General features: G+C 51.6%; 12 protein-coding genes. 5 read left to right on the top strand and 7 right to left on the bottom strand.

Annotation, left to right across the window (positions count from 1 at the left end):
* Nucleotides 1-345: 345 nt before the first annotated feature.
* Nucleotides 346-2,148: a translational GTPase TypA gene (gene typA, locus WKK33_RS02420; protein ID WP_287768227.1), complete on the bottom strand. Its 1,803-nt coding sequence runs from the start codon at nt 2,146-2,148 to the stop codon at nt 346-348.
* Between the two features lie 206 nt (nt 2,149-2,354).
* On the opposite strand from typA, the gene rpsO reads away from it, so the two are divergent.
* Nucleotides 2,355-2,624, top strand: coding sequence for a 30S ribosomal protein S15 (gene rpsO, locus WKK33_RS02415; protein ID WP_215759336.1), 270 nt, complete (start codon nt 2,355-2,357; stop codon nt 2,622-2,624).
* Nucleotides 2,625-2,844: 220 nt separating this feature from the next.
* Here the strand turns inward: rpsO and folK are convergent, their stop codons facing one another.
* The 6 genes from folK to WKK33_RS02385 all read right to left on the bottom strand — a co-directional run bounded on the left by folK (nt 2,845) and on the right by WKK33_RS02385 (nt 7,443).
* Entirely contained in the window at nt 2,845-3,261 is a 417-nt protein-coding gene (folK, locus tag WKK33_RS02410) for a 2-amino-4-hydroxy-6-hydroxymethyldihydropteridine diphosphokinase (protein WP_215759337.1), read from the bottom strand.
* A gap of 38 nt (nt 3,262-3,299) precedes the next feature.
* Nucleotides 3,300-4,493 (bottom strand): tRNA preQ1(34) S-adenosylmethionine ribosyltransferase-isomerase QueA, encoded by a 1,194-nt coding sequence (gene queA / locus WKK33_RS02405; protein WP_215759338.1) that lies wholly within the window; start codon nt 4,491-4,493, stop codon nt 3,300-3,302.
* 97 nt (nt 4,494-4,590) lie between these two features.
* Nucleotides 4,591-5,343 (bottom strand): tRNA pseudouridine(55) synthase TruB, encoded by a 753-nt coding sequence (truB, locus tag WKK33_RS02400; protein ID WP_215759339.1) that lies wholly within the window; start codon nt 5,341-5,343, stop codon nt 4,591-4,593.
* Nucleotides 5,344-5,368: 25 nt separating this feature from the next.
* Nucleotides 5,369-6,172: an undecaprenyl-diphosphate phosphatase gene (locus WKK33_RS02395; RefSeq protein WP_337468320.1), complete on the bottom strand. Its 804-nt coding sequence runs from the start codon at nt 6,170-6,172 to the stop codon at nt 5,369-5,371.
* A 6-nt stretch (nt 6,173-6,178) separates the two neighbouring features.
* Nucleotides 6,179-6,445, bottom strand: a complete 267-nt coding sequence (locus tag WKK33_RS02390) for a DUF3098 domain-containing protein (RefSeq protein WP_215759341.1) — start codon at nt 6,443-6,445, stop codon at nt 6,179-6,181.
* Between the two features lie 113 nt (nt 6,446-6,558).
* Nucleotides 6,559-7,443 (bottom strand): permease-like cell division protein FtsX, encoded by an 885-nt coding sequence (locus WKK33_RS02385; protein WP_215759342.1) that lies wholly within the window; start codon nt 7,441-7,443, stop codon nt 6,559-6,561.
* A 182-nt stretch (nt 7,444-7,625) separates the two neighbouring features.
* Between WKK33_RS02385 and WKK33_RS02380 the strand changes: the two genes are divergently transcribed.
* From WKK33_RS02380 to WKK33_RS02365, 4 genes are all read left to right on the top strand, one after another.
* Nucleotides 7,626-8,420 (top strand): radical SAM protein, encoded by a 795-nt coding sequence (locus WKK33_RS02380; protein ID WP_337932315.1) that lies wholly within the window; start codon nt 7,626-7,628, stop codon nt 8,418-8,420.
* 84 nt (nt 8,421-8,504) lie between these two features.
* Nucleotides 8,505-9,647 carry a GNAT family N-acetyltransferase gene (locus tag WKK33_RS02375; RefSeq protein ID WP_321105420.1) on the top strand — a complete coding sequence of 381 codons (1,143 nt, stop codon included), beginning with the start codon at nt 8,505-8,507 and terminating at the stop codon, nt 9,645-9,647.
* Nucleotides 9,644-10,336: an alpha/beta hydrolase-fold protein gene (locus tag WKK33_RS02370; RefSeq protein WP_337932312.1), complete on the top strand. Its 693-nt coding sequence runs from the start codon at nt 9,644-9,646 to the stop codon at nt 10,334-10,336. Before WKK33_RS02375 ends, WKK33_RS02370 begins: the two co-directional genes overlap by 4 nt.
* 276 nt (nt 10,337-10,612) lie before the next feature.
* Nucleotides 10,613-11,902: a hypothetical protein gene (locus WKK33_RS02365; RefSeq protein ID WP_337932310.1), complete on the top strand. Its 1,290-nt coding sequence runs from the start codon at nt 10,613-10,615 to the stop codon at nt 11,900-11,902.
* The last annotated feature ends 49 nt before the right edge of the window (nt 11,903-11,951 follow it).

Raw genomic sequence — 11,951 nt, 5'->3', positions numbered from 1 at the left:
GCTGCGCAAGCCCAAGAACATCGAGGTGATGGCTATGCGCAAATTTCATCCGTTAAACCCAAATCGGCCATTAGATTTCAATTCTTGTTAGTGTTTGTTTCGAGCAGGTTGCGACATTCTCGTTGAAGCCATAGCGGGCTATGGCGAAACGCGAATGGAAGCAAGATGCCGAAAGAAACGCTGACAAGAGTTGGAAAGAAACAATAATCTCTTAATAATCTTCCTATTTCGGTCTAATGACCGATTGGGGTTAAACAATGCCCATGCCGAGCATACCACAAAAATGCGGGCAATGACCCAAAAGCCATTGCCCGCACCATCATTCGCTTATAGCGGAATGAATCATTACTCCTTGTTGGAACGCTTGCGCTCGAGGTGGTCGAGGATGATCTTACGCATGCGGATGCTCTTCGGTGTGACCTCCACATACTCGTCGGCCTTGATATACTCGAGGCATTCCTCCAAACTCATGACGGTCTTCGGCACGATGTGAGCCTTGTCATCAGAACCAGAGGCACGCACGTTGGTGAGCTGCTTGGCCTTGCACACATTGATGACCAAGTCGTTGTCGTGGACGTGCTCGCCCACTACCTCGCCTGGGTAAACCTCCTCACCCGGATCGATAAAGAACTTACCGCGATCCTGCAACTTATCGATGGCATAAGCGTAGGCCGTTCCACCGTCCATGGAAATCATGGAACCGTTGGTACGACGCACAATCTCGCCCTTATAGGGCTGATACTCCTTATAGCGGTGAGCCATGATGGCCTCGCCTTGCGAAGCGGTGAGCACATTGGTACGCAGACCAATGATACCACGCGAAGGAATGTCGAACGTGATGTTGACGCGGTCGCCCTCGGTGTCCATACCCGTGAGGTCACCCTTACGGCGTGTCACCATGTCGACCATCTTTGACGAATAGTCTTGCGGCACATTGATATCGAGCTCCTCAACAGGCTCGCACTTCTGACCGTCGATCTCCTTATAGATAACTTGCGGCTGGCCTACCTGCAACTCGTAACCCTCACGACGCATGGTCTCGATGAGCACAGAGAGGTGGAGCACGCCACGGCCCTTCACAATCCACTTATCGGTAGAATCCTCAAAAGGCTCCACGCGAAGGGCGATGTTCTTCTCAAGCTCGCGCTGCAAACGGTCGTTAATCTGGCGCGATGTGCAGAACTTACCCTCACGTCCGAAGAAAGGCGAGTCGTTAATGGTGAACAGCATGCTCATCGTGGGCTCGTCGACGGCGATGGGAGGCAGCGGCTCAGGGTTCTCAAAGTCGGCGATGGTATCGCCAATCTCGAAGCGCTCCAAGCCTACAACGGCACAGATATCGCCACTCTCCACGCTATCGACACGCTTGTGGCCGATGCCCTCAAAGGTATGGAGCTCCTTGATCTTGGTGCGCTCCTGGGTGCCGTCGCGGTGGCAAATAACGATGTTCATGCCATCGGTGAGCTTGCCACGATGCACGCGGCCCACAGCGATACGGCCGGTATAGTTGCTATAATCGAGCGAGGTGATAAGCATCTGCGGAGTGCCTTCGAGCTGCTTAGGAGCCGGAATAACCTCCACTATCTTATCGAGCAGATAGTCGATGTTGTCGGTGGGCTTATTGAAATCGGGGCCCATCCATCCGTTCTTGGCCGAACCATAGACCACGGTGAAATCGAGCTGGTCCTCGGTGGCGTTGAGGTCGCACATCAGGTCGAACACCATCTCGTACACGGCCTCCGGGCGGCAGTTGGGCTTGTCGACCTTGTTGACCACCACGATGGGCTTCAAACCAATCTGCAAGGCTTTCTGCAACACGAAACGCGTCTGCGGCATCGGACCCTCGAATGCGTCGACAAGCAGCAAACAACCATCGGCCATGTTCAACACGCGCTCCACCTCACCACCGAAATCGGAGTGGCCCGGAGTATCGAGAATATTGATTTTGACGCCCTTCCAGTTGATGGAGACGTTCTTCGACAAAATGGTTATCCCTCGTTCGCGCTCCAAATCATTGGAATCGAGCACTTCGCCGCTGTTGTCCTGGCCGTCACGGAACAGTTTTCCAGCGAGCATCATCTTGTCGACCAAGGTAGTCTTACCATGGTCAACGTGCGCAATAACTGCGATGTTACGAATGTCTTGCATTGATTTACCTTAAAAAATAGCTATATTTATTTGCGTGCAAAATTACTAAAAATAATCGAAAGGCTTGTGTGAATGAATGAAAAGTTGTACCTTTGCACCGCATTTTCGGAAATACCGGAGCATTTGCGGTTGCCAACGGTTTTGATTAAGGCCATAGAGCGACCAACAGATGTTAATGATGCAACCATTATTAATCAACAAACAACATGTATCTTAACTCAGAGAAGAAGGAAGAGATCTTCGGCCAGTATGGCAAGTCAACAACAGACACAGGTTCTGCAGAGAGCCAGATCGCTCTGTTCACCTATCGCATCAAGCACCTGACTGAGCACGTCAAGGCTAACCACAAGGACTATGTGACTACTCGTTCACTGACTCAGCTCGTCGGTAAGCGTCGTCGTCTGCTCACTTATCTGAAGGAGCGCGACATCAACCGCTACCGTGCCATCGTGAAGGCCCTCGGTCTGCGTAAGTAAGCAGCACAGGCGCAAAGCCTGCCGCTCAATAGAAAGAAATTGAAAGAGCCGCATTACCATCAAGGTGATGCGGCTCTTTTTATGCCAAATCGGACATTAGATTCCAATTCTTGTTAGTGCTTAAATCCTAACAATCCACTTGTTTCGGTCTAATGTCCAACTTACGAGAATCCATAAAGTCCTAACAACCCACCAATTTCGGTCTAATGACCGATTTGGGTTAAACATTGTCGAGAATCTCGCGCAACGGCACCATGACAAACTCACGCTCCCGCATGCGAGGATGGGGAATGACCAAGTCGGGCTCGTCAACACTGAGGTCGTCGTACAACAAGATGTCGATATCGATGACGCGATCGTGATACTGCCCATCGGTAGTCTTCATCGTGCGTCCCATCTCGCGCTCAATGTTCTGTGTGATGGCCAGCAATTGGCGCGGCGTCTGGGTTGTAAGGCAACACACGCAGGCGTTAATAAACTTATTGGGCGACGTGAAGCCCCACGGCTCCGTCTCCAACAACGACGACTGCCGCTCCACCTCGCCCACTCGCTCGTTGAGCAAGGCGATGGCCTCACGAACCAGGCGTTTGCGGTTGCCGATGTTGGAGCCGATGCTGAAATAAACGTGATGCAACATAGCCAGAAGTTTAAGATTCATCGAAAAAGGCATGCGCCTTAGTCGATAATGAGCAGACTGTCGCCGAAGCAACCAAACATGTAGCCATTCTTAAGTGCCTTGTCGTAGCACTCCATTACGGCATCATAACCTCCAAAGGCAGCCGTCGACATCATGAGGGTCGACTCAGGATGGAAGAAATTGGCCACCATGCAGTTGGCCAAGCCAAAGTCGTAGGGTGGGAAGATAAACTTGCTGGTCCAGCCATCATACTCCTTGAGCAAGCCGTCGGTGCCCACAGCGGTCTCGGTGGCCTTGGCCACGCTCGTTCCGATGGCGCACACACGGTGTCCCGAAAGTTTGGTCTGGTTCACGAGGTCGCACGCCTCCTTGGTGATCTGCATCTGCTCAGAGTCCATCTTGTGCTTGGTCAGGTCTTCCACCTCAATCTGCGAGAAGTTGCCCAAACCGCAATGCAAGGTGATATAGGCAGCGTTCACACCCTTGATCTCCATGCGCTTCATCAGCTCACGACTGAAATGCAAGCCAGTGGCAGGTGCGGTGACGGCTCCCTCGTGCTTGGCAAACACACACTGGAAGTCGGTGACATCGTCTTCCGTGGCATGTGAGTGGACATGCATGTTGCTCATGGTGGGATCGGCAGGACGACCGTTGAGCACGTAATCGGGCAACGGCATCTCGCCCAACGAAAACAACTCCTCCTTGAACTGTTCGTGCGAGCAGTCGTAAAGGAAGCGCAGCGAACGGCCACGGCTCGTGGTGTTGTCGTAAACCTCAGCCACCATGGTGCCTACCTCGTCGAAGAACAACTTGTTGCCAATGCGAATCTTACGCGCCGGCTCCACGAGCACGTCCCACAGGTGGGTCTCCTCGTTGAGTTCACGAAGGATGAACACCTCGATCTTGGCGTCGGTCTTCTCCTTGGTTCCATAGAGACGAGCGGGGAAAACCTTTGTGTCGTTCATGACGAACGTGTCGCCCTCGTCAAAATAATCCAAGATATCGCGGAACTCTATGTATTTGCCCTCAATGGGGTTGCCCTTCTCATCCTTCTTGAACATCTCGATCTCGCCCGTGGTGCGATGCAGCACCATCAGACGAGCCTCGTCGCGACGCGTTACGCGGAACGACTCCTTGGAGCCGTCGTCGTTGGTAAACTCACGAACAAGACTATGCGGATACATAGCAATCTGCTCTTGGGGCAACTTAAACCTGAATTGTGACAGTTTCATTTTTTCTTTGAAGTTTGAACTTAAAAACATAAACATCGCGCCCCATTGGGCTACAAGTGGGCACGACGAACGTTATTATTTGATAGGTGTAGGGATGTTAGCCAATGGGCTTTTTGCCTTCCACCCGATTGTGTTTTTTCTCCTCTTGCTTCGGCATCACCACGTCTTGCTCTGCCAACCACTCACAGAAGTGGTCGAAGCTGATGCAGTTGTCGACCGTGAAATCACCCACTCGCGTGCGCCTCAGGTCGGTGAGGTACGCGCCGCTTCCCATGGCTCTACCCAGATCACGGGCCAAAGCACGGATGTAGGTACCCTTGCCGCAGACCACGCGGATGGATATGCGATGTTGCTCGGCGTCGAAATCGGTGAGCTCTATCTCATCGATGCGGACGCGCTTGGGCTGCAACTCCACCTGCTCGCCATTGCGACGAAGCTGGTACGCACGCGCACCATCCACCTTGCAAGCGCTATATGTGGGTGGCACCTGATCAATGTCGCCCACAAATTGCGGAAGAGTCTCGAGCACCAACTCCTTGGTAATGTGGCGCCAGGGGTAGGTGTGGTTCACGGTGTGCTCGCAGTCGTAGCTATCGGTGGTGGCACCCAACTGAAGGGTGGCGGTGTATTCCTTGGTGTGGCTCTGCAATTCCTCAATACGCTTGGTGCATCGCCCCGTGCATAGAACGAGCACACCAGTGGCCAAAGGGTCGAGCGTTCCTGCGTGACCCACCTTCACCTTCTTGCCCAAATATTTGGAAAGCAGGTAGCGTATGTGGGCCAACGCTCCGAAACTCGACATGCGATAGGGCTTGTCGATGGCGATGATCTCGCCTTGTATGAAGTCCATTTGCATTCGTTGACTCGCTGGAGGATTAGAGGATGCTAAATATGATGACGCCGAGACCTACCACTGCGCAATACACAGCGAAGTAGATGAGCTTGCCGCGCTTCACGATGTCGACCATCCAACGGCAGGCCAGGCATCCGAAGATAAACGCAGCGATGAATCCAACGATGAGCGACGACAAAGGGATGTCGCCCATAACGGTGGCCACGCCGCCCTTCATCATCTTAATCACGTCGAGCAAAGCCTCGCCCAAAATGGGAGGGATGACCATGAGGAAAGAGAACTGTGCCAGCTTCTCCTTCTTGTCGCCGAGCAACAAGCCTGTGGCGATGGTGCTTCCTGAACGCGACAGACCGGGCATCACGGCGCAAGCCTGGGCCAAGCCAATGACGAAAGCGTCCTTGAAACTAATTTTTTCCTTCTGTCGGGGTTTGGCGAAATAAGAGAAGGAGAGCAGGGCTGCGGTCAACAGAAGCATGATGCCCACGATGAGCAAGCCTGATCCGAAAATCTCCTCCACCACATCTTTGAAGAACACACCAACGATACCCACGGGAATCATCGACAGGGCAATGAGCGCTGCGTAGCGTGTGCCCTCGTTCCAAGAGAACTTAAAGAGGTCGCGGAATATCCACACAATCTGCTTCCAGAAGATAACCAACGTGCTCAACACCGTAGCCACATGAACGGCAACGGTAAACGCCAGGTTGTCGGCTCCTTCCACATCCATGAACGACGACACAATGGTCAGGTGACCACTGCTACTGACGGGCAAATACTCCGTAAGACCCTGGATGATACCTAAGAGAATAGCTTGAAGTTCGTTCATACCTTATTAATCCTCCTTCTTTTGTTCGTCGAGTTGCTTGTCGGCACCATTGTCCTTGGGCTTGCGCACAATGGCATAGATCATAGAGACGAATCCCACGAAGCACACCACGGGAGCCACCTTAATGCGACGTGCGCTAAAGATGTCGGGATTGAACGCTTCCTCGGTCGATGACGGACCGCTCATCAGGATAAAACCGATGACTACGATAGCGAAACCGATGGCCAACAAAATGAAGTTGGTACGGTCGAATGCTAAATTTCTTCTATCCATAGTTAGAATTTCAACTTTACGAAAGGCGGCCGAGCCACACGGGATTCCACCAATGCTCAACTGGCGGAACCGCTTAGGACCGCTCCCCTCTCGCGATTTATTTGAATGATAAATTAAATTTTATAGAGTTCGCCAGCCTTCATCTTCAGGAACTTGTTGACGGAAATGCAGGCACACATGGCGGTTATAATGATTCCAAAGAGGAACACAGCAATGGCGGTGATGGCCATCTCCTCCCATGAGATGACGGTCAGCACGTCGGGCTCGTAGCAATAGAGCAGATACATGCCGCCACCCAGCACTGCACACGCCAAGATAGCTGCCAACATGCCTGTGGCGATGGCGCGACGAAGGAATGGCCAACGGATGAAGCCCCACGACGCTCCCACCAGTTTCATGGTGTGAATGGAGAAGCGACGCGCATAGATCCCCAAGCGCACGGTGTTGTTGATCAGCGAGAACGACACGAAGGTGAGCAGCACCGCCAGGACGAGCAGCACCAAGCCGATCTTCGTGAGGTTGCGGTTCACCGCCTCAACGAGGTCGCGCTGATAGTTGATCTCCGACACTTTCGGATATTGCTTAAGCTCCTTGGCTATCCACTTCAACGAGTCGTTGTTGGCATAATCGCTCTTCAACGTGAGGTCGACCGACGACGGAAGCGGATTGACACCATCGGTAAACTCCGACGGGTCGGTACCCATCTCCTTGGTAGCCTCTTTCAAAGCCTGCGTCTTACTGATGAAATGGATGCTCTTGATGTAAGGGCGCTTGGCCAAGCCGCGGCACATGGTCTGCGCCTCGGTGTCGGTCATGTCCTGCTCGAGCATCATGGTGACCACCAAATTTTCCTTGACGTATGACGACAAGTTGCGCCCCAGCAATGTGGAGAAAACAACCAGTCCCAAGAGGATAAGCACCAGAGCGGTGCTAATACAAAGCGTGACCGATTGCAGGCGTATAGAGCGCCTACTGGCCTTTTTTCGTTTATGTCCCATTTTCAAATGGCTATAATAACCCAAATTTGCATGCAAAGTAACAAAAAAAATGTCACAAACAAGAGAGTTTAACGTGTGTTAACTTCAATCCTCAGATAATTATCTGTATCTTTGCAGGTCGAAGGATGGGCCACGCCCTCCGGGAAGGTCATCCGAAACCCATTATAAGCCAAACAAGAATCATGAGCACTATCATTTTCCCAAGTCCCATCTATGGACCCGTTCACAGCCGCCGCTTGGGACTGAGCTTAGGCATCAACCTGATGCCGGCCGACGGTAAGATTTGCACTTTCGACTGCATTTATTGCGAATGCGGTTTCAACAAGGATCATCACACCCATACCCACCACCCCTCACGCGAGGAGGTGGCCGAGGCTTTGGCTCGCCAACTGGAAAAGATGCACAACGATGGTGAGCACCCCGATGTGCTGACGTTTGCCGGAAACGGTGAGCCCACCAGCAATCCCCATTTCCCCGAAATCATCGACGACACCATCCGTTTGCGCGACAAGTGGTGCCCCGACGCGAAGATCAGCGTGCTGAGCAATTCCACGTTTATAGGTCACGAACAGACACGGCAGGCCTTGATGAAAGTGGACAATAACATTCTGAAACTCGACACGGTCGACGCCGACTACATCCAGTTGACCGACCGCCCCGCCCAACCGAGCTACGACGTGAAGAAGGTGATTGAGAACATGAAGCTTTTCAATGGCCACGTCATCATACAGACCATGTTTATGAAGGGAACAACCGTCGACCGCAAAGGCCAGACGGTGTCGGTCGACAACACAAGCGACCTATATGTGGAGCCGTGGTTGGAAGCCGTGAAGGCCATCAAGCCCCAAGGCGTGATGGTTTACACCATCGACCGCGAGACCCCCGACCACAACTTATGCAAGGCTACCCACGAGGAGCTCGACAGCATACGCGACCGAGTGGTGGCCGCAGGCTTCCCCTGCACCGCGTCTTACTAAGGTGCGCAAGCCCCTACCATCTCCCAGACCACTACGATTAGTGGCGAACAACAACATAGGCGAACCGCCCCATTCACTTCAACCATGAAATACCATATAGAACCCGCAACGCCCGACCAGGCGCCCAGCATTGCCCCGCTCATCATGATGGCCATGGACGAGGATTGTTGCCAACACTTTGCCGGGCCCCACCACACGCTGGACGAGTTCCGACAGATGATGACGGGCCTAGTGGCTCGTGACGACAGCCAGTACAGTTACCGCAACGCACTGGTTGCCAAGACGCCGAAGGGCGACATCGCCGGCGTCATCATCGGATATGATGGCGCCCACTTGCATTCGTTGCGACGGGCTTTCCTCGAAACGATCAAGGAGCAGATGGACCGCGACTTCTCGGGCATACTCGATGAAACGCAGGCGGGCGAATACTACGTCGACACGCTGGCCGTGAACCCCGAGTACCGCAAGCAAGGCATCGCGTCGGCCTTGATGCTCGAACTGATACGGCGTCATGGTCGACGCCAACCCGTAGGACTGCTGGTCGACCTGACGCATCCGTGGGCCGAGCGATTGTACGTGGCCTTGGGATTCCGCTTCGTCAACATGACCACATGGGGCGGCCACGACATGAAGCACATGCAGTACCCTCCCCGCTGCTTGTGGGCTGTAGGCAACGCCCTGCTTGAGAAGTACCATGATGAGGAATGGGGCGTGCCGCTTCACGACGAGCACCGCCTCTTCGAGATGCTTGTCATGGAGAGCATGTCGTGTGGCCTGTCATGGCTCATGATGCTCGAGCGCCGCGAGGTGTTCCGCCAATGCTTCGCAGGTTTCGACCCGGAGCGTGTGTCACGGTTCACCGAGGAGGACATCAACCGCATCCTCAACACCAAGGGCATGATTCGTTCGCCGCGCAAGGTACAGGCCATGGTCTACAACGCCAAGGCTTTCTTGCAGGTGGCTCAGGAGTTTGGTAGCTTCGACCTGTACATCTGGCATTTCACGAACCGACAGACGTGGCGCTACCCCAGTCACCAAAACAAGGAATGCACCCGCAACGCCCTCTCCGACCTTGTGGCCAAGGACATGAAGAAACGTGGATTCAAATATGTGGGATCCATCATTATCTACTCGTTCTTGCAAGCCATCGGCATCATCAACGACCACACCGACGCATGCCTATCATACGCCCAACAGGCTGAAGGAAACATCATCAAGGAAGAATGAAACACCTTACCCTCGACAACCTCGACATCGCAGTAGACCTTTACGTGCACGACAATCCCGTGGCGTTACTCATCCAACCGCTTGAGCGGAAGGAGGTGGGCACCATCGGCCACGAGGTGTCGCTGATAGCCCAACACACACCGCACCCCTTCGTCATGGCTGCCTTCAAGATCGACGACTGGCATTTGCAGATGTCGCCTTGGCACGACGACGCCATCTCGCGGCGCGAGGAGGTGGGCCATCACGCCGAAGAAACGCTACGGTTTATTACCCACCGCCTGTTGCCCGTGTTGCAACAGCGGTTTGGCGACCTACCCGTCGTTCTGGGCGGCTATTCCCTGGCTGCCCTCTTCTCTCTGTGGGCTGCCACACAAACCGACGTGTTCACCGGCATAGCGGCCGCCTCTCCCTCGGTGTGGATCGATGGTTGGCAAACGTTTGCCAGTTCTCACCCCATCCTTTCTAAGGTGGCCTACCTGAGCATTGGCCGCAAGGAGGAGCATGTGCGCAACCTCTCGATGGCACGCGTTGGCGCCAACATCCGCTTCGAACAGCAACTGTTGGAGCAACAACTCGGCCCAAACAACACCACGCTCCAATGGAACGAAGGCGGCCACTTCGACCACATGGACGCTCGCACCGCCCAAGCCTACGCCTGGACAATCAATAAGTTCCGCGCTTTGCGGTGAAGCTCCCAATCACGCCACAATGATGGTCTGACAGTCACACTGATAACAAGAAGGAAACTTCCTTGTCTCATTTTTACAGATTACTGCTTGAAGACCTTCTAAAGTGAATAGCAGTCATCAACCTTTTTAAGGTTGTAGACCTCACGTTATTCATGCATGCATCTAACTCTCTTGTTTACAAACAGATACACATTTTTATGTAGACAATGATTTAGACTACTATTCCTTTGCTAATAAATAAAATAACAGTATTTTTGCAAAGAAAAATATGAAACAATGAAGGACTTCATTTCTTATGAGCCCATTTTCGTATGGGTCATGCTATTGTGTTTCGTGTCATGTGGAGGTAATGACACCACCCGCATATCTCAGGCCTTGTTCTGCGCAGAGCATCAAAAGGCAGATAGTGCCTTGGTGCTGTTGAACCAAATTAACAGGGCAAATCTATCAAAGGAAGACCAAGCAAAGTTTTCATTAGTCTATACGCTAGCCCAGGACAAATCAGGCATCGACATTTACAGCGACTCTCTCATCGGAATAGCTTCTGGTTGGTTCAAAGACCATCCTACTGATACCCTTTATGCAAGGTGCGAGTATTATATGGGCAAATACTACTTGCTTAATGATAGTGTGGAGAAAGCTATTGGATGTTTAGAAAACTCATGGAAAGCAGCTCATGCTTCCAAGAATTATAATTTGGAGTGTATGGCTTTGGAGAAAATGTCAAAAATATATCGGCTGTCAGATCCCGAAAAAGCCTTGAAATTGGCTAATTTGGCCGTGGCATTATTCCCCAAGAGCACAGGCCAGCCAATGGCCAATAAGGTCTATCTCTTGTTAAATCAATGCGAATGCTTATCTTATGTCGAGAGTATAAGCAAAGTAATTCGTAGGGGCCAAGGAGTCCTTTCTATGGCACGCGCATTCACTGATAGCGCAGTTGTATCGGATGTCTATCAAGACTTGTCTGTTTTCTACAAAATTATGGGGGAAAATGACAGTTCCTACAATTCAGCCTTAAAGGCATATCAGTGGGGAAGAACATCTTCCGTCTCTAGAAAATTATCGCTTGCCGAAGCATTAATAGACGTAGATTCCATTGAGCAAGCGTCAAAAATCCTGCAAACCGTTAAGGCTACTGACACAAAAGAAAAATACACACTATTCTATTTGTTGAGCAGTATTGCATTTAAAAACAATAATTTAATATCAGCAAAGAACTTAACGGATTCCACCTATTATTATCTCGAAACGACATATGAAGAGGCTGCAAAATCAACAAACAATTACTACTTAGCCTCTGTCCAAATGGAAAAAGATCGACATTCCATGCAGGAAAGAGCAAATAGAAACTGCTGGCTCCTTATTTTAGCAATAGTAATATTGACGGGAATGTTAGTTGCGATCCTCTTTTATTTCGATAGCAAAAAGAAAAGGAACAAAATGGAAAAAGAACTGAACGAAAAACGCCTTCGACTAGAAATAGACAATCGCGACAAACAACTTGAGGCAATGCGTATATATATAAAAGGTAAGGTCGATGTCGCAAAAAAGATAACAGATTAGTACTGATGCGATAAAATCGCATAGTTATTAAAATTCATCAAATAAAGTG

Source organism: Hallella sp., assembly GCF_037460745.1.
Lineage (GTDB): Bacteria > Bacteroidota > Bacteroidia > Bacteroidales > Bacteroidaceae > Prevotella > Prevotella faecis.
Note: the sequence above shows the minus strand (reverse complement) of the source record. Positions and strands in the feature narration are given on the sequence as shown.

Coding starts and splice junctions, on each gene's coding strand:
- queA (WP_215759338.1), bottom strand. CDS start 4,493: ATGAAACTGTCACAATTCAGGTTTAAGTTGCCCCAAGAGCAGATTGCT.
- WKK33_RS02385 (WP_215759342.1), bottom strand. CDS start 7,443: ATGGGACATAAACGAAAAAAGGCCAGTAGGCGCTCTATACGCCTGCAA.
- WKK33_RS02365 (WP_337932310.1), top strand. CDS start 10,613: ATGAAGGACTTCATTTCTTATGAGCCCATTTTCGTATGGGTCATGCTA.
- truB (WP_215759339.1), bottom strand. CDS start 5,343: ATGGACTTCATACAAGGCGAGATCATCGCCATCGACAAGCCCTATCGC.
- WKK33_RS02380 (WP_337932315.1), top strand. CDS start 7,626: ATGAGCACTATCATTTTCCCAAGTCCCATCTATGGACCCGTTCACAGC.
- WKK33_RS02375 (WP_321105420.1), top strand. CDS start 8,505: ATGAAATACCATATAGAACCCGCAACGCCCGACCAGGCGCCCAGCATT.
- WKK33_RS02390 (WP_215759341.1), bottom strand. CDS start 6,445: ATGGATAGAAGAAATTTAGCATTCGACCGTACCAACTTCATTTTGTTG.
- rpsO (WP_215759336.1), top strand. CDS start 2,355: ATGTATCTTAACTCAGAGAAGAAGGAAGAGATCTTCGGCCAGTATGGC.
- WKK33_RS02395 (WP_337468320.1), bottom strand. CDS start 6,172: ATGAACGAACTTCAAGCTATTCTCTTAGGTATCATCCAGGGTCTTACG.
- typA (WP_287768227.1), bottom strand. CDS start 2,148: ATGCAAGACATTCGTAACATCGCAGTTATTGCGCACGTTGACCATGGT.
- folK (WP_215759337.1), bottom strand. CDS start 3,261: ATGTTGCATCACGTTTATTTCAGCATCGGCTCCAACATCGGCAACCGC.
- WKK33_RS02370 (WP_337932312.1), top strand. CDS start 9,644: ATGAAACACCTTACCCTCGACAACCTCGACATCGCAGTAGACCTTTAC.